Source organism: Neobacillus niacini (genome assembly GCF_030817595.1).
GTDB classification, from domain to species: Bacteria; Bacillota; Bacilli; order Bacillales; family Cytobacillaceae; genus Neobacillus; species Neobacillus niacini_G.
The window spans coordinates 2698528-2722480 of the sequence record NZ_JAUSZN010000001.1; the positions used below are offsets into that span (position 1 = coordinate 2698528).

At 39.3% G+C, this 23953-nt stretch carries 25 protein-coding genes; 1 reads left to right on the forward strand and 24 read right to left on the reverse strand.

What is annotated here, in order from left to right; genetic code table 11:
* Positions 1-5: 5 nt before the first annotated feature.
* The 9 genes from fabG to QFZ31_RS12830 all read right to left on the reverse strand — a co-directional run bounded on the left by fabG (position 6) and on the right by QFZ31_RS12830 (position 9236).
* Positions 6-749, reverse strand: a complete 744-nt coding sequence (gene fabG, locus QFZ31_RS12790) for a 3-oxoacyl-[acyl-carrier-protein] reductase (protein ID WP_307303320.1) — start codon at positions 747-749, stop codon at positions 6-8.
* A complete protein-coding gene (fabD, locus tag QFZ31_RS12795) occupies positions 746-1693 on the reverse strand; it encodes an ACP S-malonyltransferase (protein ID WP_307303321.1) in 948 nt (315 codons plus the stop codon). Before fabD ends, fabG begins: the two co-directional genes overlap by 4 nt.
* Before the next feature lie 14 nt (positions 1694-1707).
* Complete coding sequence (gene plsX, locus QFZ31_RS12800; protein WP_307303322.1) at positions 1708-2712, reverse strand: phosphate acyltransferase PlsX; 1005 nt, start codon at positions 2710-2712, stop codon at positions 1708-1710.
* Positions 2709-3293 (reverse strand): transcription factor FapR, encoded by a 585-nt coding sequence (gene fapR / locus QFZ31_RS12805; protein ID WP_063251642.1) that lies wholly within the window; start codon positions 3291-3293, stop codon positions 2709-2711. The genes plsX and fapR overlap by 4 nt, the downstream gene beginning before the upstream one ends.
* A gap of 116 nt (positions 3294-3409) precedes the next feature.
* A complete protein-coding gene (recG, locus tag QFZ31_RS12810; RefSeq protein ID WP_307303326.1) occupies positions 3410-5458 on the reverse strand; it encodes an ATP-dependent DNA helicase RecG in 2049 nt (682 codons plus the stop codon).
* 1 nt (position 5459) lies between these two features.
* Positions 5460-6338, reverse strand: coding sequence for an L-serine ammonia-lyase, iron-sulfur-dependent, subunit alpha (gene sdaAA, locus QFZ31_RS12815; protein ID WP_179597226.1), 879 nt, complete (start codon positions 6336-6338; stop codon positions 5460-5462).
* Between the two features lie 51 nt (positions 6339-6389).
* Positions 6390-7052, reverse strand: a complete 663-nt coding sequence (sdaAB, locus tag QFZ31_RS12820) for an L-serine ammonia-lyase, iron-sulfur-dependent subunit beta (RefSeq protein WP_307303328.1) — start codon at positions 7050-7052, stop codon at positions 6390-6392.
* 102 nt (positions 7053-7154) lie between these two features.
* On the reverse strand, positions 7155-8837 hold the full coding sequence (locus QFZ31_RS12825; protein WP_307303330.1) for a DAK2 domain-containing protein: 1683 nt from the start codon (positions 8835-8837) through the stop codon (positions 7155-7157).
* A 36-nt stretch (positions 8838-8873) separates the two neighbouring features.
* Positions 8874-9236: an Asp23/Gls24 family envelope stress response protein gene (locus QFZ31_RS12830; protein WP_063251637.1), complete on the reverse strand. Its 363-nt coding sequence runs from the start codon at positions 9234-9236 to the stop codon at positions 8874-8876.
* Between the two features lie 360 nt (positions 9237-9596).
* Between QFZ31_RS12830 and rpmB the strand changes: the two genes are divergently transcribed.
* Entirely contained in the window at positions 9597-9785 is a 189-nt protein-coding gene (gene rpmB / locus QFZ31_RS12835; protein ID WP_045515302.1) for a 50S ribosomal protein L28, read from the forward strand.
* Positions 9786-9885: 100 nt separating this feature from the next.
* Here rpmB and spoVM read toward each other — a convergent pair whose 3' ends face one another.
* The 15 genes from spoVM to remA all read right to left on the reverse strand — a co-directional run bounded on the left by spoVM (position 9886) and on the right by remA (position 23923).
* A complete protein-coding gene (gene spoVM / locus QFZ31_RS12840) occupies positions 9886-9969 on the reverse strand; it encodes a stage V sporulation protein SpoVM (protein WP_035424179.1) in 84 nt (27 codons plus the stop codon).
* A gap of 94 nt (positions 9970-10063) precedes the next feature.
* Positions 10064-10711: a thiamine diphosphokinase gene (locus QFZ31_RS12845; RefSeq protein ID WP_307303333.1), complete on the reverse strand. Its 648-nt coding sequence runs from the start codon at positions 10709-10711 to the stop codon at positions 10064-10066.
* Between the two features lie 56 nt (positions 10712-10767).
* Positions 10768-11412 carry a ribulose-phosphate 3-epimerase gene (rpe, locus tag QFZ31_RS12850; RefSeq protein WP_307303334.1) on the reverse strand — a complete coding sequence of 215 codons (645 nt, stop codon included), beginning with the start codon at positions 11410-11412 and terminating at the stop codon, positions 10768-10770.
* Position 11413: 1 nt separating this feature from the next.
* On the reverse strand, positions 11414-12295 hold the full coding sequence (gene rsgA, locus QFZ31_RS12855) for a ribosome small subunit-dependent GTPase A (RefSeq protein ID WP_307303335.1): 882 nt from the start codon (positions 12293-12295) through the stop codon (positions 11414-11416).
* 18 nt (positions 12296-12313) lie between these two features.
* Positions 12314-14281: a Stk1 family PASTA domain-containing Ser/Thr kinase gene (pknB, locus tag QFZ31_RS12860; RefSeq protein ID WP_307303337.1), complete on the reverse strand. Its 1968-nt coding sequence runs from the start codon at positions 14279-14281 to the stop codon at positions 12314-12316.
* Positions 14281-15033, reverse strand: a complete 753-nt coding sequence (locus QFZ31_RS12865; protein WP_307303339.1) for a Stp1/IreP family PP2C-type Ser/Thr phosphatase — start codon at positions 15031-15033, stop codon at positions 14281-14283. The genes pknB and QFZ31_RS12865 overlap by 1 nt, the downstream gene beginning before the upstream one ends.
* Before the next feature lie 5 nt (positions 15034-15038).
* Positions 15039-16130, reverse strand: coding sequence for a 23S rRNA (adenine(2503)-C(2))-methyltransferase RlmN (gene rlmN, locus QFZ31_RS12870; RefSeq protein WP_179597242.1), 1092 nt, complete (start codon positions 16128-16130; stop codon positions 15039-15041).
* 3 nt (positions 16131-16133) lie between these two features.
* Complete coding sequence (rsmB, locus tag QFZ31_RS12875; protein ID WP_307303341.1) at positions 16134-17483, reverse strand: 16S rRNA (cytosine(967)-C(5))-methyltransferase RsmB; 1350 nt, start codon at positions 17481-17483, stop codon at positions 16134-16136.
* A 1-nt stretch (position 17484) separates the two neighbouring features.
* Positions 17485-18429 carry a methionyl-tRNA formyltransferase gene (gene fmt / locus QFZ31_RS12880; protein ID WP_307303342.1) on the reverse strand — a complete coding sequence of 315 codons (945 nt, stop codon included), beginning with the start codon at positions 18427-18429 and terminating at the stop codon, positions 17485-17487.
* Entirely contained in the window at positions 18426-18911 is a 486-nt protein-coding gene (gene def / locus QFZ31_RS12885; RefSeq protein WP_307303343.1) for a peptide deformylase, read from the reverse strand. The genes fmt and def overlap by 4 nt, the downstream gene beginning before the upstream one ends.
* Before the next feature lie 118 nt (positions 18912-19029).
* Complete coding sequence (gene priA, locus QFZ31_RS12890; RefSeq protein WP_307303345.1) at positions 19030-21441, reverse strand: primosomal protein N'; 2412 nt, start codon at positions 21439-21441, stop codon at positions 19030-19032.
* Complete coding sequence (gene coaBC / locus QFZ31_RS12895; RefSeq protein WP_307303347.1) at positions 21428-22651, reverse strand: bifunctional phosphopantothenoylcysteine decarboxylase/phosphopantothenate--cysteine ligase CoaBC; 1224 nt, start codon at positions 22649-22651, stop codon at positions 21428-21430. The genes priA and coaBC overlap by 14 nt, the downstream gene beginning before the upstream one ends.
* A 136-nt stretch (positions 22652-22787) precedes the next feature.
* A complete protein-coding gene (gene rpoZ / locus QFZ31_RS12900; protein ID WP_307303349.1) occupies positions 22788-23033 on the reverse strand; it encodes a DNA-directed RNA polymerase subunit omega in 246 nt (81 codons plus the stop codon).
* Positions 23034-23648 carry a guanylate kinase gene (gmk, locus tag QFZ31_RS12905; protein WP_063251625.1) on the reverse strand — a complete coding sequence of 205 codons (615 nt, stop codon included), beginning with the start codon at positions 23646-23648 and terminating at the stop codon, positions 23034-23036.
* Between the two features lie 11 nt (positions 23649-23659).
* The gene (gene remA / locus QFZ31_RS12910; protein ID WP_095247706.1) at positions 23660-23923 is read right to left on the reverse strand and encodes an extracellular matrix/biofilm regulator RemA; all 264 of its coding nucleotides are present in this window, start codon (positions 23921-23923) and stop codon (positions 23660-23662) included.
* Positions 23924-23953: the final 30 nt, after the last annotated feature.

A 23953-nucleotide genomic window follows, 5' to 3' on the forward strand; every position in this document is an offset into this window, starting at 1 on the left:
TCTATTTACATTACCATTCCGCCATTAATATGAAGAGTCTGCCCTGTAATGTATGAAGCGTCATCGGAAGCCAAGAAAGCCGTCATTTTCGCAATGTCCTTAGGCTCTCCTAAACGGGCCAGCGGAATCTGTTTTAACATCTCATCTTTTACCTCATCCGATAATTTATCTGTCATATCGGTTGTAATAAAGCCTGGTGCAATCGCGTTTACTGTAATATTACGAGATGCTAGCTCTTTCGCTGTCGTTTTCGTTAAACCAATAACACCTGATTTTGCTGCAACATAGTTTGCCTGACCTGGATTTCCACTAACTCCAACAACGGAGGTAATGTTAATAATACGGCCGACACGCTGTTTCATCATTTGGCGGGTCACTGCTTTGGTACAGAGAAAAACACCTTTGAGATTGATATTAATAACATCATCCCATTCTTCTTCCTTCATTCTCATTAGTAAATTGTCTTTTGTTATACCTGCGTTATTAACAAGTATATCCAATTTACCAAATCGATCTACTGTTTCTTTCACCATTTCTGCTACTTCTTCACTATTAGATACGTCGCATTTAATCGCAAATGCTTCTTTACCCATTGCTTTTATTTCATCTACCACTTCATTGGCTTTACCTTCACTGCCAGCATAATTCACTGCGACATTGGCTCCTTGTCTTGCAAGCTCAAGAGCAATTTCTCTGCCTATCCCTCTTGACGCACCGGTTACTAGGGCAACTTTGCCTTCTAGTGTCATAGATTTTCCTCCTTCAATGCCTCGATAACAGATTGACAGCTTTCCTCATCCGAGATCGAATAGGTTTTAACACTACGGTTAATTTTTTTAATTAAACCTGAAAGTACCTTTCCAGGACCAATTTCAATAAATGTATCTACACCTGAATCAATCATCTTCACAACAGAATCTTCCCACAAAACAGGTGAATAAAGCTGTTCAATTAAATTTTCTTTTATTTCTTCTGCAGTCGTCATTGGATTTGCTGAAACATTAGCAATAACAGGAATACGTGCATCCTTCATATCAAGTCCATCTAAAACCTGACGCAGTTCACTTGCTGCAGGTTTCATTAATGAAGAATGGAATGGTCCGCTGACCTCCAAAGGAATCGCTCTTTTTGCACCGGATTCTTTTGCTTTTGCACTTGCAAGCTCAACACCTTTCCGCGAACCAGAGATAACAATTTGACCTGGACAATTCAAATTCGCAAGAGAAACTGGGAAGCCAGAGTCACTAACTTCAGCTGTTACTTTAGAAAGAGGTTCACGGTCAAGCCCTAAAATAGCTGCCATTGAACCTTCACCATTTGGAACAGCTCCCTCCATAAATTCCCCTCTTTTTCTTACAGCATAGACACCATCTTCAAAGGTTAATGCGCCAGCTGCAACAAGGGCTGTATACTCACCAAGACTATGTCCAGCAACAAAATCCGGCTTAATGGCTGCTTTTTGAAATCTTTCTAGAATGGCCAAACTCGTTGTTAATAAAGCTGGCTGTGTATTTACCGTTTTTGTCAATTCTTCTTGAGGCCCCTCAAAGATAAGCTTACTTAATTCAGCCGAAAGTCTTTCATCGGCTTTTTTAAAATATTGCATAACCTCAGGATACAGCTCGGCAAGCTGTTGCCCCATACCAACTATTTGTGAGCCCTGACCAGGAAATACAAATGCAATCTTTCCCATTTCCGCACCCCTTCTTACACTTCTATTTTAGATGTTTTCTCATCTTCAATGGATTTTTTAATAAGATCGACTACATCTTTTCCGACCATATCCCTCGTTTGACGAATTGCACTAAAGATAGCTTGTCCGTTAGAGGAACCATGTGCTTTAATTACAGGCGCCTTTAAGCCAAATAGTCCCGCACCGCCGTACTCTGAATAGTCCAATGTGTTTTTTAAAACCTTGAATTCAGGCTTTAACACCGCTGCAGCAAGTTTACTTTTAAGGCTGCTCATTAAGGTAGTTTTTAGCATTTTAAACATAGATAGTGCCGTACCCTCAACTGTTTTTAACACCATATTGCCAGTAAATCCGTCCGTCACCACGACATCTGCTACGCCATCAAGTAAATCCCTGGCCTCTACATTGCCTACAAAATTAAGGTTTGCGTTTTTTAATAGTTCGAAGGCATGTTTGGTTAGGTCAGTCCCTTTCTTTTCTTCTGTTCCGATATTAAGAAGACCTACCCGAGGCTTAGCTATCCCTCTTACCTTTTCACTATAAATGGATCCCATTATCGCATATTGCAGCAAATGCTCAGGCTTTGCATCTACATTTGCCCCAACGTCCAATAATAGGAACCCCTCTCCGCCAATGGTTGGTAACGTAGGTGTAAGTGCTGGACGGTCAATACCCTCAATTCTGCCAACAACAAATAATCCAGCAGCCATTAATGCACCTGTATTTCCTGCTGATATACACGCGTCTGCGATTCCATCGGCAACTTGCTGCGCGGCAAGTACCATGGAGGCACTTTTTTTTCGTCGAACTGCCCTCACAGGTTCGTCAGTACCAAGGATCACCTCGGATGTATGTATAATGCTTATTCGTTCTTGATTCGTTAAGTATTCATTAATTTTGGTTTCATCCCCGACTAGGGTTATATGTATATCAGAAAATGCTTCTACAGCTTTCATTGCACCGATTACGATTTCTTTAGGAGCATGGTCGCCACCCATTGCATCGATCGCTATCTTCATCTTTTCTCATCCTTTAATGATTTTTCTGAACGGTACATTTCGAATTCGCCTTTAAAAACAAGTTCGTTATTGACATAACTGGTTACTTCAACAATCGTCCTGCCAAGGCCATCGTCTATTTTTAAAACTTTTGCTTTGGCAATCACTCGTTCACCTTGTTTGACAGAACGCTTGAATTGAATATTTGCCTTTGCTGTTAACGCCAATTCATCATTTATTACCGCTACTGCTAGTGAATTTGCCTGGGCGAAAACATGGTGCCCGCGAGCAATCTTGTTCCGAATAAAAACATGCTCTTCTCTAACATCAAATATGGAAATCGCACTTTGATCGAGTTCAATATCAATTATTTCACCAATGACTTCTTCTAGTGGTAAAGACCGGACTTCATCTTCAAATTTTTTCTCGGCAACATACTTTATCCTTTCCCGTAGTTCAGGAATTGATAATTCCAGACGGTCTAAGCGGATGGTTTGCACACTAACTTGAAATTTTTCTGCTAGGTCTTCATCCGTTATAAAAGGATTTTCCTTAATGGTTTCCTTAAGCATTTGTTGTCGTTCTTTTTTTGTTCTTCTCATATCATACACCGTCCGAGCTATTATGACTAGGTACTAATAGTAGTATAAAATTAGAAAAAGCAGATTGCAAGAATAAGTTTTTATTCTTACAGTCTGCTCTAAGTTGGTTTTATTGATTAATCTAGTTTTTCTCCTTCTAATACACCTGTGTTTTCTAGCTGGTTTCTTAGGTATTGGTATTCTTTTCTTGTCCAAAAGGTTTTTGATTGGATCATTAGAGACGCGTCATTTCTGGCTGTTTCAAGTGTGCGGTAATCATGAACCATGTCTGCAAGCTTAAATTCTGGTACCCCGCTTTGTTTTTTACCAAAGAAGTCTCCAGGTCCTCGCAGTTCGAGGTCCTTTTCACTTAATACGAAACCGTCATTTGTTTCGGCCATTATTCGCATTCGTTCCTGACCTACTTCTGACTTTGGATCCGCTAGAAGAATACAGTACGATTGGTCACTGCCTCTGCCTACCCTGCCGCGAAGCTGATGGAGCTGGGAAAGTCCAAATCTTTCTGCGTCATAAATGACCATCATCGTAGCATTCGGAACATTCACACCTACTTCTACTACTGTGGTTGAAACTAACACCTGTACCTCATTGGTACTAAATGCCTTCATAATCGTATCTTTTTCATCCGAACTTAACCGTCCATGCATAAGTCCAACCTTAAAGCGATTTTGAAAGTGGTGCGTTAGAGTAGTATGAACGTCAATAGCGTTTTGGACATCCAGCTTGTCTGATTCTTCAATCAATGGGCAAATCACATAAGCCTGATGACCCTTTTCCAATTCCTTTTCTACAAAAGAAAGAACCCTTCCTAACATTTCCGGCTTTGCCCAGTAGGTTTCAATCGCCTTTCTGCCAGCCGGCATTTCATCAATGACCGATACATCCATCTCACCAAACACGGTAATAGCAAGCGTTCTTGGTATCGGTGTAGCAGTCATGAACAAGACATCAGGATTTTCTCCTTTTTCCCGTAACACCCTCCGTTGTTCAACCCCAAAGCGGTGTTGTTCGTCCGTTATGACGAACCCTAGTTTTTTGAAGGTAACCTCATCTTGAATAAGAGCATGTGTCCCTATTAATATATCCACTGTACCTTCAGATACTTGTTGAAGGATCTCTCTTCTTCGTTTCCCTTTAACAGAACTCGTTAACAATTCACATCTAAGCCCAAACGGTTCTAATAAACCATTAAGGGACTCAGCATGCTGTTCTGCTAAAATTTCCGTTGGTACCATTAATGCCCCTTGGTAGCCAGCTGTAACACTCGCATATAATCCAATCGCAGCAACCACTGTTTTCCCCGAACCCACGTCTCCTTGGAGCAAGCGGTTCATCCTTAAAGGTGATTTTAAGTCGTTTAGAATTTCTGATACAACACGACTCTGTGCATTGGTCAAAGGGAAGGGCAATGATTGAATAAATTTCTCTACCTTCGTTTCTAAATAGTTTTGCTCAATTCCAGGTGAGTGCTCTCGTTCAAATTTCCGTAATGCCTGCATTTTTAACTGAAATAACAGAAATTCCTCATAAACTAAACGGCGGCGAGCCTGTTTTACGTCCTCTTGATTAACTGGAAAATGCATCGCCTTCAGAGCACTATTGCGGTCTACCAAGCGATACTTTTTGACAAGAGTTAACGGTAAACTTTCCTCGATATATTGACCAAATTGTTGAAATGCAATCGAAATAAATTTACGCATTCCCTTAGTGGTGATTTTCCCTTTTAATGAGTATACTGGCTCAAAATCTGTTGTTTTTGTATTTTGTCCAACCTGCATTTCATTAGCGGTAATCGTTTGCCGATGGGCGTCCCATTTACCTGTAATCGTAATGGTTTCATTCATAACGATTTTTGACTTTAAATAAGGCTGATTAAAAAACACAACCTTAATTAAATATTGTCCAACGAACATTCTAATCATCAGCTTAGATTTCTTCCGGCCATAATATGTAAGAGAAGGCTCACTATGAACCTTCCCTTCTATTGTAATCTTCTCATCATGCTTTACCTCTGAGAGTTCACGAAGCCGATAATCTTCATAACGGTAAGGAAAATATTCTAATAAATCTTCGACTGTATATATTTTCATTTCTGCTAAACTCTCAGCTGTTTCTTCCCCAATTCCTTTTAACACTGTAACTGATTGTTTTAGGTATTGATTCACTTTACACGCGCGGAATACCGAAGATCTTAGCTTCGAGTTCACGACCTGTCGGAGTTGCCGCCAACCCTCCCTGTGCTGTTTCTTTTAATGCGGTCGGCATTGATTGTCCTATTTTATACATGGCATCAATAACTTCATCACATGGTATTCTGCTGGTTATACCTGCTAATGCCATATCTGCAGCTACCATTGCATTGGCTGCACCCATTGCATTTCTTTTTACACATGGTACTTCGACAAGACCGGCAACAGGATCACAAACGAGACCAAGCATATTTTTTAATGTGATGGCCATTGCTTCTGCACATTGCTCCGGTGTACCGCCTGCCATTTCAACAATAGCTGCTGCAGCCATTCCGGAAGCAGAACCAACCTCCGCTTGGCATCCACCAGCAGCACCTGAAATTGAAGCATTGTTCGCAACGACGAAACCAAAAGCTCCTGCGGTAAAAAGAAATTCTACCATTTGTTCTCTAGTCGGATTTAGTTTCTCTCTCACTGCGAAAAGTGTACCGGGCACAACTCCAGCTGAACCTGCAGTCGGCGTAGCACAAATTGTTCCCATTGCTGCATTGACCTCATTGGTTGCTACCGCTTTGCTTACTGCGTCAAGGATCGTTTTGCCTGACAGGAAGTTGCCTTTTTCAATATACTTTTGTAATAGAACAGCATCGCCGCCGGTTAACCCTGAGTGGGATTTAACTCCTTTGATTCCTCGTTCAACGGCTTCTTCCATAACCCTTAGATTACGGTCCATAAAAGCAAGTACTTCTTCGCGGCTACGGCCGGTGACATTCATTTCTTGCTCAATCATTATTTCCGATATTTTTTTATTTTTACTAACAGCAAGCTCTACTAACTCTGCAACATTTCGAAACAATTGCCTTCCCCCTTGTTTTTCATATTGTCTTTGTCGAGCCCCAGCGCAGAGCTAATCAACAATTTTTGTAACCTTCAGTATATTTGGTAATTCTTCTAGTTCTTGAAGGATTTTATTTTCGATATTTTGGTCTACTTCAATGGTCATAAGAGCAAGCTTTCCTTTTTCTTTTCTTGCAACTTCCATATGGCCAATATTGATTTCGTATTTTGCCAGGACATTGGAAACACTTGCGATAGCACCAAAACGATCATTATGAACCACTAAAATGGCTGGATGGTTTCCGGATAATTTTAATTCAAAGCCATTTAACTCAGTTATTTCAATTTTGCCGCCGCCAATTGAGATTCCGACTAGCTCTAATTCCCCTTTATCATCACCAATGATTACTCTAGCAGTGTTTGGATGATCCGTAACTGCCTCTTCTTCTATAAATCGAAGTTTAATACCCCGTTCTTTCGCTATATCAATTGCATTTATGATTCTTACGTCATCGGTATCAAAATCTAACAAACCACCAATAATCGCGACATCCGTACCATGCCCTTTATACGTTTTAGCAAACGAGCCGTATAAAGATATATTCGCCCATTTTGGTTCCCTGCCAAATAAACTCCTAGCAACTCTGCCAATTCTCGCAGCTCCAGCAGTATGCGAGCTCGATGGTCCAATCATAACAGGTCCTATTATGTCAAACACACTTCTATATTTCATCCGTCTACTCCCCCTAGGACAAATGTATCTCTTTGGATATCCATCTATATTTATAACACATAAAAAAGAAAAAAGAAGGGTTTCCCCTTCTAATTTTATCACTTATTCTATTGCAAAGATAAATGAATATAATGGTTGTTTTCCATTATGAAGTTCAACTTCTACGTCCTCGAACTTCTCTTCTACAAACGCTGTAAGTGCATTTACCTCGTCCTCGGTTACATCTTCACCATAAATGATGGTTAATATTTCCGAATCCTCATCCACCATCTTAGTAAGCAAATCTTCCGCAGTTTTACCTTTATCTTTGTTTTTCACAACGATTTTGCCTTCTGCAATTCCCATGAAGTCATCTTTTTCAATTTCTAAACCGTCAATTTGGGTGTCGCGAACAGCAAAGGTAATTTGCCCCGTCTTCACATGCTGCATTGCTTCTGTCATAGCAGCTTCATTTGCCTTAACATCTCCAGCTGGATTAAATGCTAAAAGTGCAGATAAACCTTGAGGGACAGTTTTAGATGGGATTACATAAATTTCTTCATCCGATACTTCAGCCGCTTGCTGCGCAGCCATAATAATATTTTTATTATTCGGGAGAATAAATACTTTTTTTGCATTCACTTCTTTAACGGCTTTAACAATATCCTCGGTACTCGGATTCATCGTTTGGCCGCCTTCAATTACTGCATGTGCACCGATACTTTTGAATAAATCCGCAATTCCAGAACCCATGGACACAGTAACTATCCCATACTCTTGCTGTTCTTTAGCTACTTGAGGTTTATCGGAAACTAACGGTGTATGCGTTTCTCCAACTATATTGGAATGCTGCTGTCTCATGTTTTCAATTTTTATATTGATTAAGCTTCCGTATCTCTGTCCGTAACTTAGGCAATCACCGGGCTGTTCAGAATGAATATGAACCTTAACAACCTCGTCATCCGCTATAACCAGTAAGGAATCACCAAGTTTACTTAGATCATTCCGGTAAACCTGTTCGTCGAATGGATGCTTTGCCAGCTTCGCATCTTCAAACTTCACCATAAATTCTGTACAGTACCCATATACAATATCTTCTGTATTTATATGACCTTGGACACTTTTATGGTGTTCAGCACTCACCATTTCGTCCATAGAAGGATATGCTTCAGGCGAATCTGGAAGTTTCTCGCCTTTGAGTTCAGCAAGAAATCCTTCATAAACAAAAACCAGCCCTTGTCCACCGCTATCAACAACACCAACTTCTTTTAAAACTGGCAGCAGATCTGGGGTACGTTTTAGAGAGGCCTTTGCTTCTTTTAAAACTTCATCCATAATCTCGATGATATCGTTCGATTTTTGGGAAGCCTGCACACCTCTTTTAGCAGAATCCTTTGCAACCGTTAAAATCGTTCCCTCAACCGGCTTCATTACCGCTTTATAGGCAGTTTCGACACCCGATTCTAACGCTGCTGCAAATTCTTTTCCAGAGATGGCTGCTTTGGTTTCAATTGCTTTTGAAAATCCACGAAATAATTGGGAAAGGATAACCCCGGAGTTGCCTCTAGCACCCATAAGTAAACCCTTGGATAGAGCCACCCCGACTTTACCAATATGTTCCTGCACATTATTTTTAACTTCCTTTGCCCCTGAGGTCATTGATAAATTCATATTCGTTCCAGTATCTCCATCGGGCACAGGAAAAACGTTTAATGCATCCACCATTTTTGCGTTGGCACCTAGATGATTCGCACCTTGAATCACCATCTCTGCAAAACGTTTTCCATCTAAAGCTGTAATAGACACAAACTTTCCTCCTCTACTTGCGGTTCGTTACACCACTTACGGGTTCGTCACACGAACTCCCTGAACGTAAATATTTACCGAGTCAACGGCAAGTCCAACGGTCTTATCAAGTGTGTATTTCACCTTTGATTGCACGTTATGAGCAACCTCGGAAATCTTTGTTCCATAGCTGACAATTATATACATATCAATATGTACTTCTTCATTCTCTTGGCGAACAATAACTCCACGAGTAAAATTTTCTCTTCTTAAAATTTCTGTAAGACCGTCTTTTATTTGGCTCTTTGATGCCATACCGACAATTCCATAACAATCGATAGCGGCACCTCCAGCGATGGTGGCGATTACTTCATTTGAAATATCAATTTGTCCGAACTTAGTTTTTAATTCGATGGACATGAATCGTTCCCCCTTTTGGAAATTGCTCCTTGACTAGGCTCTTTAAAAAAAGAGCTTGCATACTATATTCTAAAGCGCAAAATAAATATTTTCTCGTTAAAATCATCTTTAAGATTTTAACTACAATATTTAGGACACTACCTTGACTAAAGTCATTTTACTATAGTGAAGAAAAATTTGAAAGCGATACTTTCTTCTTATAGTCTTTACAATCAATAATAATGCATGTCAAGGTATTTTTCTTGAAACGTTTCGTAATCACTATTGCATTCAAACTGGTTGTATGATAAATTATTAAAGTATCTTTAGACAATAACGTAAATGCTGTATAAAGCTTTGGGTATTAAGGAGGGAATCATTATGCCACGTAAATGTGTTGTAACTGGAAAGAAAACTACAACTGGTAACGCACGTTCTCACGCTATGAACGCTAACAAGCGTACATGGGGTGCTAACCTACAAAAAGTACGTATTCTTGTTGATGGAAAGCCTAAGCGTGTTTGGGTTTCTACAAGAGCGTTAAGAGCTGGTAAAGTAGAACGCGTTTAATATGTCAGGGCATCCTTTAAAGGGTGCCCTTTCTTACTATCTTTCCCATATTTCCTCAAAATAAAAAAGCACCCATAAAATAGGTGCTTAAACAGCTTCTCTATTCCTTCTTATTAAATGCACCAATCATCGCTCGGACAAGTCCACCTAAAAACTTTGGCAGTTTAATTGTATAAAACTTCATTATGTCCCTCCTCACCATCTCACACATCTAACTTCTCTCGTACGCCCTTACTATTTTATTCAAACGGACGAAATCAGTACCTCTAAAAAAGCTATTAATCATTACTTCTTATCACTAATAATATGCCTTCCGAAAATGAAAAAGTACCATAATCACTAATAAGTTCATTACTAATACATAGTGTAGAGCCTATGGAAATATGACGGTTTTCTAACGGATATTTAAAGCCCTCCAGAGTGATGCCTTTTACGTCAAGGGTTATAGGAACAAAAGAAATATACTTTTTATCTGCCCTTTGTTCAATTTTATAACTTCCCGGTCCTTTTAATGATAAAATATTTTGATTATCAATAAGAACCATGTTTACTGGGTTTTCTTCCAATACCGGTTTGACCAATAAGTGTACATTCGCCAGCAGATGGTCTAATCTCCCACCAGTGGCTCCAAAAATTCGGATTAAAACAGGCTCTTGTTTTATAGCCCAATTCAAAGCAAGTTCCATATCTGTTTCATTTTTTTCGGGCTTATACCTCTTCATTTCCTTTACATGACCTTCAATTACCTGCAATTCTTCTTTCGAAACAGAATCGAAATCTCCAAAACCAATAACTGGTGTAAGATTCTTATTAATAAGACTGTATACCCCTCGATCAACTCCAACCCATATGTCATTCTCACTAGAATATTCATGTAAATTGGGAAGAAATTCTTCAGGACCCCCTGCTAATATATTTATATTCATTAGTATCCCCCTTTTTACTACGCAAAAAGCCAGCATTTTAGCCGGCTTTGTACTTTTTATCCCCTTATTAACGAGATCGCTGCTGCGTAGTCCTCTTGATCATAAATAGCAGATCCAGCTACAAGAACATTCGCTCCTGCCTCTACACATAATTTTGCCGTTTCTGAATTTACTCCGCCATCAATTTCAATTTCAATTTCTTTTCCAATTGAGTCTGCCATTTCCTTTACTTTTCTAATTTTAGGCAGGACTTCCGGAATGAATTTTTGACCGCCGAACCCTGGATTAACGGACATTAACAACACCATATCAATATCTTTTAAAATATGCTCAATGGTGTTAACAGGAGTTGCTGGATTTAACACCACTCCCGCTTTAATTCCAAATGACTTAATATGATGGATCGTCCGATGAAGATGTCTGCATGCTTCAACATGAACGGTAATGTAATCTGCTCCTGCTTTCGCAAAGGCTTCAATATATTGGTCAGGGTTATCAATCATTAGATGTACGTCTAGCGGAAGCTTTGTAACGGGACGAATTGCCTCCACAATTAATGGTCCTATTGTAATATTTGGAACAAAATGACCGTCCATTACATCAACATGGATATAGTCAGCCCCAGCCCTTTCAACTGCAGTTATTTCTTCACCTAATTTGGCGAAATCAGCAGAAAGGATGGAAGGTGCAATTTTCAGCATTTTAATACCTCGGCTTTCTTTCTTTTATTTCTTGAAGGAAATCAACATAATGTTGATAGCGGTATTGAGTAATGGTTTGAGATTCAACTGCTGCTTTCACAGCACATTTAGGCTCACTAATATGTAAACAGGCTCGAAATTTACAATTTTCACTTTCTCTTGCCATTTCCGGAAAGCAATACGTCAATTCCTCAGCTTCGATATCGGTGAATTCTAAAGAACTAAAACCCGGTGTATCTGCAATTAGGCCACTGCCAATACTAATTAATTCAACATGCCGGGTAGTGTGCTTTCCTCTGCCTAAATGTGAGGAAATATCGTTAGTTTTTAGTTCAAGATCGGGTCGTAATACATTTAAAAGTGAGGATTTTCCGACACCTGATTGACCAGCGAAAACTGATATTTTATCTTCGACATGTGGAGTCAATCCTTCAATACCCGCTTCTGTTTCGGATGAAGTCAGTAATACTTCATAACCTATGTTTCTATAATGATCAGCATATTCATTAATGCCCTGCTTTTCGTTGTCATTTGTTAAATCCATCTTTGTGATGCATATAAGTGGTTTAATATGATTATATTCAACAAGGACAAGAAAACGGTCTAATAATACGGTACTAAAATCAGGTTCGACGGCGGAAAAGACGAGAATGGCCTGATCGACATTTGCTATAGGCGGACGAACCAGTTCATTCTTTCTTTCCTTAACTTCCATAATATAACCATCACGTTCATTTTCAGCCTGAAAAACGACTTCATCACCGACAAGTGGTGTAATCTTGTTTTTTCGAAATACACCTCTACCCCGGCATTGAATCATTACTCCATCATGCAGTACGTAATAAAAACCACTTAATGCTTTAACAATTTTCCCTTCAGGCATAGCCACACTCCTTGAAGTTTATTCTAACTCTTGATAATTCAACGTTTCTTGCGCAATAACCCGATCATCAAGTTGGACTCTGTACCCACCTTTTCCATCAAATGGAATCTTCAATGTGATTGGGACTCTCGTTGTAGTAGTAATTTCAAAGTCTTCCGCAGGCTCGGTCATACTATGAGTCATGTCCTCAATATAAATAAGGACTCTCTGTTTTTGCCCTGGTACTATAGGATTGTACTCAATTGTGATATCTCTCGTTACATCTTTAGGCGGTTTTTCTTCCTTGCCTTTTGAAATAACAACTGAAACCTTGTCACCCATTTTCATTTCCGTATTAGGCAGAGGTGACTGCGAAATAATGCTGCCCTTAGGAATCAAATCATCATACTTTTCTTCTGAAATTTCAAATTTAAGTCCAACAGAATCTAAATATTCCTGTGCACCCTTTGTGCTGTATTGTGTTAAGTCTCTTAAGACGATTGGTTCTGGCCCCTTACTTACTTCAAATATTAATATAGTTTCATCAGGAATTATTTCTTGACCTGCTTCAGGCTCTTGGCTAAGAATTGTACCAGCCTCACTATCATCAAAAACTTCAGTAGTATTAATATCTTTAAAGTTCAGATCCTCCAATAAAGGAATTACATCATCATAGCTTCTTTCAACATAATCTTCTAGTTCTATCTTTTCCTTACCAGTACTTACAAATATTTTGACAGATGTATTTTCTTTTACCGTACTTTCCGCTTCAGGACTTGTTTTGATGACTCTCCCCTCTTCAATTTCATCATCAGGTATTTCTTCTTCCTCGCCTGCCTTAAGACCTGAAGCTTCCAATTTGGCAATTGCTTCTTCTAGTTCCATCCCGCTGATATCAGGTATGCTTACATCTTTAGGGGATAATAAGTCTGGTAAGACTGTAATAGTGAATATTCCCAGCAATAGTAACAATAAAAAGGTTGAAATTAATATAATAGGCCACTTTTTACGTTTTTTCTTGTCTTTCGCTTTTTTTACTGTATCTTTCTTGACATTGTCTGAAATTTTATCACTATGAACTAACGTTTCATCAAGATTTTGCAACGGACGGTCATTCGTTATGATGGGAATCGCTTTTGTTGCTTCATCATCAGTAGGAATTACAAATTTCGCTTCATTTATTCTCTGTGAATCAAGTGCTGTTCTTAAATCTTCCTCCATTTCATCAACACTGTTATACCGATGAAAGGAATCCTTGGCAGTCGCCTTTAACACGATATTTTCAACACTTTGTGGAACGTTCGGATTCCACCTTCTTACGGAAGGAGTTTCTGATTGCAAATGTTTTAATGCAATTGAGACTGCAGATTCTCCTGAAAAGGGAAGTCTGCCGGTTAATAATTCAAACATGACAATTCCAAGGGAATAAATATCCGATTTCCTATTTGCCATACCTCCACGCGCTTGTTCAGGTGACAAATAGTGTACCGACCCCAATACAGAATTCGTTTGAGTAATACTTGTTGCACTTAGAGCCATAGCAATGCCAAAATCTGTAATTTTCACATTACCAAAGCGGTCAACAAGAATATTTTGCGGCTTGATATCTCTGTGTATAATATGGTTTTGATGGGCATGCGAAATAGCTGATGTCAATTGTTTCATAATTTCAATTGTTTCTTCAACTTGTAACGGTGAATTTTGTTGTATGTATTGTTTAAGTGTTTGACCCTCAACATATTCCATTACAATAAAATAAAGATCATCCTCTTCTCCAACATCATAAATACTTACGATACTAGGATGAGCTAAGCTTGTCGCAGATTGTGCTTCTCTGCGAAATCTGCGAATAAAATCCTCATCATTGGCAAAATCAAGGCGAAGCATTTTCACGGCAACATCACGGTCAAGAATCATGTCATGGGCTAAATAGACATTTGCCATTCCACCGCCACCAATCATTTCTAACACCTTATATCGACCGCTTAAGCGTTTTCCAATCAACATTATAAATCACCCTCGCCGGTATCAGAAAACTCAACAATCGCCAGTGAAATGTTATCCTCGCCGCCACGCTCATTAGCGATAGAGATTAATAAATTTGATTTTTTCTCTAAGTCATCCTCGTTCTTTAGTATTTCAGCAAGTTCTGCTTCACTTACTTTGTTTGAAAGTCCGTCAGAGCATAATAAGAGAATGTCCCCTTCTTCAAACGTAATGGTTTTAATATCTATTGAGACATTCAGTTCAGTTCCAAGAGCCCGCATGATAACATTCTTTCTGGGATGATGTTCGGCGTCCTCTTTTGATATTTGCCCAGTGCGAACTAATTCATTCACCAGAGTATGATCTTCCGTCAATTGCTGGAATCCCGATTCATTTAGTATATAACAACGGCTATCACCAACATGCGCTATGGTAGCGAATAGATGCGTAGTAATAACAGCTTCAATCGTAGTACCCATTCCATCACATTCATCATGGCTGTTTGCATGGTCAAATAAAACCCTGTTGACTTGAATAATCTTTGTTTTTAACCAAACTTCCGCTTGTTCTGCAGTTTGAATCCCTTCAGATTCCTCCCACATCTCTTTTAAAGTGGTTAATGTCATTGTGCTAGCCACGTCACCAGCACGGTGACCGCCCATACCATCAGCTACGATGGCAAGGCGCTGCCCGTCTCGGTTTAAAAATATACCAACACTATCTTCGTTATTCTTTCGAATTCTCCCTACATCCGTCTTATACACAGCTTTCAACGCTGTCACCTCGTCTCTTCTTTTCGCTCCTTTGCACGAAGTTGTCCACATGCTGCGTCAATGTCGTGACCCTGCTCCCGGCGAATGGTTACATTAATACCGCGATTTTTGAGTGTTTTTTCAAATGCAAAGATTTTATCCTTTGGGGTACGTACATAGTCCCTCTCTGGAACATAATTAACAGGAATTAGGTTAACATGGCATTTCAGTCCTTTTAATAAGGATGCTAATTCTTCTGCATGTTCAACTGAATCATTAACACCGCCAAAAAGTCCGTATTCAAAACTAATTCGACGCCCCGTCTTATCGATATAATACCTTACAGATTTCATTAAGTCATCTAGTTTATATGCCCTGTTGATAGGCATTAACCGAGACCTTAATTCAGTGTTAGGCGCATGAAGTGAAATCGCAAAATTAATTTGCATATTTTCATCAGCAAATTGATAAATTTTCGGTACAATTCCGCTGGTGGAAACTGTTATATGACGTGCACCAATCATCAATCCTTTGTCATGATTAATGATTTTTAGAAACGACATCATGTTATCATAATTGTCGAACGGTTCGCCTATCCCCATAATAACTACTGAGCTGACACGCTCGTCTGTTTCGTCAAGAGCTTGCTGAACTGTTACAACCTGTGCAACAATTTCACCAGCTTCTAAATGACGCTTAAGCCCTCCAAGTGTGGAAGCACAGAAGGTACATCCAATCCGGCAGCCAACTTGCGTTGTTACACAAACCGAATTGCCATAATCATGTCGCATTAAAACAGTCTCAATAGAGTACCCGTCGTGAAGTTCAAACAGAAATTTAATGGTACCGTCAGAAGACGATTGCTTTATAACCGTTTTTAATGTGGTAATTTGAAAATTCTCTGATAGCTTATCACGTAAACCTTTTGATAAATTATTCATATCTTCAAAAGAAGAAACTCTTTTTTTGTATAGCCAGTCAAAGATTTGCTCACCACGGAAAGGCTTTTCACCATTATTAGTCAGCCATTCCTTGAGTTCATGAAGCTGCAGGGAATAAATAGAAGTTTTTTTTATGTCCAATGTTGTATTGTTCTCAGTTGTATTTAATTGTTCCAACTGTTACACCTTCTTTCTTAAGCATACGATAAAGAATCCGTCAGAGCCAATATCCTGGGGAAGTATTTGTAAATAACCATCTGTTACCAATGGTTGAATTGCCTCTGGCATTCTTCCTTTTAATGAAGCATCTGTCTCAAATTCAGGATGCTCTTGTAAAAATTTTAAGACTGTACCTTCATTTTCTTCTTTATCTACTGTACACGTACTGTAGACAAGAATTCCACCTTTTTTCACTAAAGGTGAGACCGAGTTTAATAAATTTTGTTGAATCGTACTTAATTGATAAAGATCTTGTTCTTTTTTGGTATATTTCATGTCAGGTTTCCTTCTCATAACACCCAACCCTGAACACGGGGCATCGAGGAGGATTCTATCAAAATACTCCTCTTGAAACTGTTCTCCTGCCTTGCGTGAATCCATTGCAATTGTCCTTATATTACCCAAACCTAAACGTTTAGCATTTTCATTAATTAATTTTACTTTATGTTCATGTAAATCGAGCGAAATTACTCCGCCAGTTAATTTCATTGTTTCTGCAATATGAGTCGTTTTTCCGCCAGGAGCGGCACAGGCATCCAAAATCAATTCGTTTTCATTTGGAGCTAGTGCATAGGCAGCCAGCATTGAACTTTCGTCCTGTATGGTAATCATGCCTTTTTTAAACGCCCTTGAAAGTGCCAAATTTCCCCTCAAAGCCCTAATAGCTTCCGGAATAACAGGACTTTTTTCAACTAGAAATCCTTCTTCATCAAGATCCTCAATCACTTCACGGACAGTCGTTTTTGTTAGGTTTACCCTCGCTGTTTGCAGTGGCGCCGTTAGGTTGATCTCACACATTTCTTTTGTTCTTTCAAAACCAAATTGCTCAACCCACCTCTTAACCAGCCATTCTGGGTGGCTCGTTTCGATTGATAGCTTTTCAATGGGATCACTAACTTGATCCAATGATGGGAGTCCCTCACGCTGAATACTTCTCAGCACACCATTTACCATTCCTGAAATCCCTTTGTGTCCTCGCTTTTTAGCAATTTCGACTGCTTCATATATGGCTGCTCTATCAGGAATCTTATCAAGGTATACCATTTGATAGAGTGTTATCCTTAATAGCTGGTGCACCCAATTTTCCAACTTTTTGCTGTTTTTTATAAAGGGTTTTAGATAGTAGTCGAGCGCCATCTTTCTTTGTAATGTTCCATATGTTAACTCTGTCAGCAGACCGATATCAATAGAGGGAATTTTGTTTTTTTCAATGGTACTATTTAACAGTAAGTTACTGTAAGATTGATTTTTTTCAATGTTCTCCAGTAATTCCACCGCTGCTTCACGTACATTTTTCTTTTTATTGGTCATTTTATTCTCCTAGTTTGCTGCCAACTAAGATTTTCGAACCTGCACCTCTGTAAAATTCTTCACATGTCATTTTCGTTTTTCCAGAAGGCTGCAGTTCTTTAATCTTAATAGCTGTTTCATTACCCGTTGATACAGTTAGGCCATCAGGGTCGTTCTTTAAGATGGTTCCAGGCTCCCGGTTATCTATACCTGTGACCTTCTCTGAACGCCACACTTTTAACGTTTGACCATCAAGGGTTGTAAAAGCAACTGGCCAGGGGTTTAAGCCGCGGATATGATTATAAATCTCTTCGCCCGTTTTGGACCAATCAATTTTTTCCTGCTCGCGCTTAATATTAGAAGCAAATGTTGCTTTCGCATTATCCTGTGGAATAGGCGTTAATTTTCCTTTTAATAAATTGGGCAGAGTTTCTGATAAAAGTTCAGCCCCAGCCTTGCTTAGCTTTGTATGAAGGCTACCCACATTATCTTCCTCAGTAATCTCTACTTCTACTTGAGTTAAAATGTCACCGGCGTCCAGCTTTTCAACCATATACATAATGGTGATCCCTGTTTTCTTTTTGCCTTGGATGAGAGCATAATGAATGGGTGCTCCGCCGCGAAGTTCTGGAAGAAGCGAGGCATGGACGTTAATACAGCCATGTGCTGGTGCTTCTAATATTTCTTTCGGTAATATTTGTCCGAAAGCCGCTGTAATGATCAAATCGGGATTTAAAGAAATGATCTTTTCCAATTCCTCTTTTTGGCGGATTTTTTCAGGTTGATACACTGGGATACCATGCTTCAATGCTTCAACTTTGACAGGCGGCGGTGTTAGTACTTTTTTTCTGCCAACCGGTCGATCTGGCTGGGTAACAACACCTATAACCTCATAACCGTCATTTATTATTCTTTGCAGCACGGGTACTGAAAAGTCTGGGGTACCCATAAAAACGATTCTCGTCATTCACTTTCTACTCCTTTTAACTCATCTTCTTCAAGATATCGGCTTACTTTAGATGTGAATAATACCCCGTCTAAATGATCGATTTCATGTTGTATTGCCCTTGCCAGAAATTCTTCAGCTTCGAGGGTGAATTTTTTTCCTTTTCGATCAAATGCCTCGATTTTCACATAATTGGGTCTGGTTACTTCTCCAAAAAGGTCTGGGAAGCTTAAACAGCCTTCAGGACCCGTTTGCTCTCCTGATGTATTGATAATACGTGGATTAATCATCTCAATCGTACCGTACTCATCATCAATATCAACAATTGCGATTCGTTCATCTATTCCAATTTGTGGCGCCGCAAGTCCAACACCATCATGTTCAATCATGGTGTCATACATATCATCAAGCAATTTAGCAAGCTTTCTGTCAAACTTTTCTACAGGTCTGCAATTTTTTTCAAGTACCTCAGCTGGGTACATTACAATTTTTCTAATCGCCAAAGGTGTTCCTCCATCTAAAATCGTAGTTGTCCGATTCTTTTATCTTTATTATTAATTACTATACATTTTCACCCAAATTACTCTTTCATAACCTTTTATATCAACGATATTTGGTTTCTTACATTAAAATAAATGGGTTTACATCGATTGATACAAGTAAGCCGCTTTTTGGGTCGCTTTGGTATTGGTCGAGTATGGCTTTTAATGTCTTATTAAGCTCCGGTTCACGCTTATATTTTATTAGGCAATGATAGCGGTAGCGGTTATTGATTCGCGGGATTGGTGACGCAGCAGGACCCAGAACGACTGCATGATTGGACAGACGTGACCTGACAAAAGCAGCGATTTTTTCAGTTGCCGAAACAACAGTCATTAATTCTTCATGACTTATTGTGATTAAGGACAGATAATAAAAGGGCGGGTAATGATGAGCTTTTCTCATCATCATTTCCCTGTGGTAAAAGCGATCATAATCCTGTGTTCCGGCCAGCTCTACACTATAATGCTCCGGTGTATAAGTTTGGATTATGACTTCCCCGGGTAATTCATGGCGCCCTGCCCTGCCGCTAACTTGTGTTAATAGCTGAAATGTTTTTTCAGAGGAGCGGAAATCCGGTAAATGGAGCATCGTATCTGCTGAAAGTACGCCAACAAGCGTAATATTCGGAAAATCCAATCCTTTAGCAATCATTTGCGTACCTAAAAGAATATCAGCTTTTCCTTCATGGAATTCCTTTAACAGCCTTTCATGGGCTCCCTTTTGCCCAGTAGTATCAACATCCATACGAATTACTTTTGCCTCAGGAAGAATTTTCCCCAGTTCTTCTTCAACCTTTTGTGTTCCTGTACCAAAATAACGGATATAATCACTTGCGCACTCAGGGCACTGGATAGGTACATAGCTTTCAAAACCGCAATAATGGCATTTCATTTGATCCTTAACCTTGTGATAGGTTAAGGAAATATCACAATTCGGGCAATTCATCACATACCCGCAATCCCTGCACATAACAAATGAGGAGTGCCCGCGTTTGTTTAGAAATAATACAGACTGCTCTTTTCTTTCAATTCGCTCTTTTAGTAATTCAAACAATTTCCTCGAAAACATAGAGCGATTACCAGCTCTAAGTTCCTCCCGCATATCAACAATTTCTACTGCCGGCAATGCCCTCTTATTCATCCGGTTCGGCAGGGATAATAGTGTGTAAACCCCTTTTTGTGCTCTTGCAAATGACTCAAGTGCTGGAGTTGCGCTCCCAAGTACAACTGGGCATTGATTATTTTGCGCTCGTTCTATCGCTACATCTCGCGCATGATAACGCGGCATTTCTTCCTGCTTGTAGCTTGTTTCATGTTCCTCATCAATAATAATAATGCCCAGGTTCTCAAAAGGAGCAAAGATGGCTGACCTTGCACCGACTACCACTTTAACCTCTTTACGTTGAATCTTCCGCCATTCATCATATTTTTCACCAGCAGAAAGTCCGCTGTGCAATACCGCTACTAAATTCCCAAAACGGCCCTTAAAGCGATTAACCATTTGAGGAGTTAAAGCAATTTCTGGTACAAGTACAATCGCCTCTTTGCCTTTTTCAATGACATCTTGAATGGTTTGCAAGTAAATTTCAGTTTTCCCGCTGCCAGTTACCCCATAAAGCAAAAACACCTCATGGCGTTTATTTTCTATACTTCCTAGAATTGGAACCATCGCTCGCTGCTGGTCTTCTGTTAAGAGCAGAGGCTCGGTTCGTGTAAATGTGCGATTTTCATAAGGATCACGATAAACTTCCATGTCTTGTTCAGCAAGAAATCCCTTTTCAACTAGTGCTTTTACAGTTGATGATGAAATGTTTAAATGTGATAACAACTGTCTCAATTCCACCGGGTCACTGTGTTCAACAAAATACCTTAAAACCTCTTTTTGTTTTTCAGCCTTTTGAGGAAGGCCATTACTCGCTGTTTCCAAATCTCCTGAGGAAAGCAAAGGAATGACATATTTTAATTTCTTTTTCTTTAGTTTTTCTTTCACTATATAAAGAACTTCTAACAGCCCTTTAGCAGCTTCTCTTTGGAGAATTGGAACTAAACCATTCTCTAAGGCGTCATCCCATTGTATCGCTTCTTGATTTTTAAATACTTCTTGAAGCTGCGCAGGTAATTGATTTAGTTTTACCCCTGTGGAAAGCTTTACCTTCTTTTCATACTTCGCTTTTAATGCAGCTGGGAGCATTGCTTGATAGGCATAAATTTTAAAGCACAACGTATTAATAGTCAGCCAATTACCGAGATCAAGTAATTCCCGATTAAGAACAGGTTCTAAGTCCATCGGTTCAATAATTTCACGGAGTTTCTTAAATTCTGAATCTGCTTTTATCTCAGTAACAAAGCCTTGAATTTTCCTTGGACCAAAGGGGACTATTACCCTCATCCCGGGCTGGATCGTCTCTATCCATTCGGTTGGGATTAAGTAATCAAACGCCCTATCCGTTTGTTTTGCAGGCACATCAACAATAACACTAGCAATTTTCATTAGATTCCAAATCCTTTGGTAATACAACGATTTCTTCGATAATCTTATGTGCAACCTCAAGCTTTGACATTAAAGGCAGCTCAATCTTGGTTCCGTCACGCTTAAAGAGCGTCACGATGTTTGTATCCCTGCCAAAACCAGCACCTTCTGCCTTCACATTATTCGCTACAATCATATCTGCATTTTTGGACTTTAATTTTTTAAGCGCATATTCTTCAACATTTTCCGTTTCCGCTGCGAATCCAATTAGAATCTGATTTCTTTTTTTTGTTCCTAGCTCAAATAAAATATCTTTCGTTCTTTCAAGTTCAATCGCTTTGTCCCCAGGCTGTTTTTTCATCTTATGTTCATAAGAAACTTTAGGAGTGTAATCAGCGACTGCAGCTGTTTTTATAATAATATCCGCGTCATCAAAGTTTTTCATCACGGCATGATACATCTCATCTGCACTTTCAATATTAACTATATCTACACCAGCGGGAGGAGTTAAATGGACCGGTCCTGAAACTAATATTACTTTCGCGCCCTCTTTCTTTGCAGCTTCGGCAAGAGCGTATCCCATTTTTCCTGTAGAATGGTTGGTAATAAAACGGACAGGGTCAATCTTTTCCCTTGTTGGACCAGCAGTAATTAGCACGGTTTTCCCTTTTAACTTTAAAGAGCTGTTTTTAAGAAAATTCTGTTTGATTAATTCAACAATTTTCTCGGGTTCCTCTAAACGTCCCTTACCAACATAGCCACACGCTAAATAGCCCTCACTCGGTTCAATAAACCGGTAACCGTAGGAGGCCAATATAGTTATGTTCTTTTTCACTGCCGGATGGTCATACATATGTACATTCATCGCCGGGGCAATCCAAACTGGAGCAGTTGCGGCAAGTAAGGTGGTGGTAATCATATTATCAGCTATGCCATTTGCCAGCTTACCTATCGTATTGGCTGTTGCAGGAGCTACAAGTATTAAATCGGCCCAATCAGCTAAATCAATGTGTGCAATCACATTGGGATTTTTTTCATCAAAGGTATCGGTATACACATCATTTCGAGATAACGCCTGAAAAGTTAATGGGGTAACAAATTTTGCAGCAGATTCACTTAGTATTACTCTTACTTTAGCACCAGCTTGGACAAGTTTGCTCGTTAAAGCTGCCGCTTTATACACCGCAATTCCACCTGATACACACAATAAAATCTTTTTATCCAACATCATCGGATCCCCCACTTCTATTCCACAAGTATCTATTCTTTTATTATGCTAGAAACACTTTTTTTTTTCATCTTTTTCAACCGTTTTTCGACAAAAAATAAAAAAAGGCTGACATCCTGCCGTCAGACCTTCTCGATTATTACTTGCCTATATTGCTATCTTTGCCGTAAATAGCACCTGTTTCTGATTTATTTGGAATTCGATATGTCAGCTCACCGCTGTAGATTTCCTCTAAAGCTTTTCCTACGTGTTTATAGGAAACATATTTAGGTAATCTTTCATCACGTGTTTGCTGCATGGAGCGGGCACGTTTTGCTGCAACAGAAACTAGTGAGTATTTTGAGTCAATTTTATTTAGTAATGAGTCAATCGAAGGATATAACATTTATTCAACCTCCAGTAATTTTTTATATCGGTGTTCCACACGTTCCCGGCGGCAATGTTCAGCGACAACAATTGCTTTTACCCGTTCACATGCCAGTTCTACCTGATCATTCTCTACCACATAATCATATAATTCCATCATTTCAATTTCTTCACGTGCTGATAACATCCGATTGTTGATCAACTCTTCTGTTTCAGTACCTCTGGTAACAATCCGATTCTTTAACTCGGAAAGACTTGGAGGCATTAAGAATATAAATAAACCTTCTGGAAACTTTTCTCTAACTTGTCGCGCACCCTTTACCTCGATTTCTAAAAAAACATCTTTCCCGGCATCTAAGGTTTCACGAACATAATCTACAGGTGTGCCATAATAATTGCCAACAAATTCTGCATACTCTAAAAGTTTACCTTGCTGAATTAACTCTTCAAATTCTTGACGTGACTTAAAAAAATAATCCACCCCATTTACTTCACCAGGGCGAGGTGCACGGGTTGTTGCGGATATTGAGTATTCAAAAGCCGTGTCCGGATGGGAAAATATTTCCTTTCTAACGGTACCTTTTCCGACACCAGAGGGACCAGAAAATACGATTAGTAATCCTTTTTCCTGCATTTTCTATAATCCTACCCTTCATCTATAATTTCATCACGGTCTGCCAATCTATGGGCAACCGTTTCAGGCTGTACCGCTGATAAAATAACATGATCACTATCCATGACAATTACGGCACGTGTACGTCTTCCATATGTAGCATCAATCAAAGAACCCCTATCACGTGCATCTTGGATAATCCTTTTTATCGGAGCAGATTCAGGGCTTACAATTGAAATTATCCGATTGGCAGATACGATATTTCCAAATCCAATATTAATCAATTTAATCGACATGATTATCATCCAATCATCAATAATATATTT

Excerpts from the sequence above, each read along its gene's own strand:
- coaBC (WP_307303347.1), bottom strand. The coding sequence starts at position 22,651 with ATGATGTTGGATAAAAAGATTTTATTGTGTGTATCAGGTGGAATTGCG.
- gmk (WP_063251625.1), bottom strand. The coding sequence starts at position 23,648 with ATGCAGGAAAAAGGATTACTAATCGTATTTTCTGGTCCCTCTGGTGTC.
- rpoZ (WP_307303349.1), bottom strand. The coding sequence starts at position 23,033 with ATGTTATATCCTTCGATTGACTCATTACTAAATAAAATTGACTCAAAA.
- fapR (WP_063251642.1), bottom strand. The coding sequence starts at position 3,293 with ATGAGAAGAACAAAAAAAGAACGACAACAAATGCTTAAGGAAACCATT.
- spoVM (WP_035424179.1), bottom strand. The coding sequence starts at position 9,969 with ATGAAGTTTTATACAATTAAACTGCCAAAGTTTTTAGGTGGACTTGTC.
- rpmB (WP_045515302.1), top strand. The coding sequence starts at position 9,597 with ATGCCACGTAAATGTGTTGTAACTGGAAAGAAAACTACAACTGGTAAC.
- priA (WP_307303345.1), bottom strand. The coding sequence starts at position 21,441 with ATGAAAATTGCTAGTGTTATTGTTGATGTGCCTGCAAAACAAACGGAT.
- QFZ31_RS12830 (WP_063251637.1), bottom strand. The coding sequence starts at position 9,236 with ATGTCCATCGAATTAAAAACTAAGTTCGGACAAATTGATATTTCAAAT.
- rsgA (WP_307303335.1), bottom strand. The coding sequence starts at position 12,295 with ATGCCTGAAGGGAAAATTGTTAAAGCATTAAGTGGTTTTTATTACGTA.
- fabG (WP_307303320.1), bottom strand. The coding sequence starts at position 749 with ATGACACTAGAAGGCAAAGTTGCCCTAGTAACCGGTGCGTCAAGAGGG.
- plsX (WP_307303322.1), bottom strand. The coding sequence starts at position 2,712 with ATGAAGATAGCGATCGATGCAATGGGTGGCGACCATGCTCCTAAAGAA.
- fmt (WP_307303342.1), bottom strand. The coding sequence starts at position 18,429 with ATGACGAGAATCGTTTTTATGGGTACCCCAGACTTTTCAGTACCCGTG.
- QFZ31_RS12845 (WP_307303333.1), bottom strand. The coding sequence starts at position 10,711 with ATGAATATAAATATATTAGCAGGGGGTCCTGAAGAATTTCTTCCCAAT.
- remA (WP_095247706.1), bottom strand. The coding sequence starts at position 23,923 with ATGTCGATTAAATTGATTAATATTGGATTTGGAAATATCGTATCTGCC.
- fabD (WP_307303321.1), bottom strand. The coding sequence starts at position 1,693 with ATGGGAAAGATTGCATTTGTATTTCCTGGTCAGGGCTCACAAATAGTT.
- pknB (WP_307303337.1), bottom strand. The coding sequence starts at position 14,281 with ATGTTGATTGGAAAACGCTTAAGCGGTCGATATAAGGTGTTAGAAATG.
- rpe (WP_307303334.1), bottom strand. The coding sequence starts at position 11,412 with ATGCTGAAAATTGCACCTTCCATCCTTTCTGCTGATTTCGCCAAATTA.
- rsmB (WP_307303341.1), bottom strand. The coding sequence starts at position 17,483 with ATGACCAATAAAAAGAAAAATGTACGTGAAGCAGCGGTGGAATTACTG.
- sdaAB (WP_307303328.1), bottom strand. The coding sequence starts at position 7,052 with ATGAAATATAGAAGTGTGTTTGACATAATAGGACCTGTTATGATTGGA.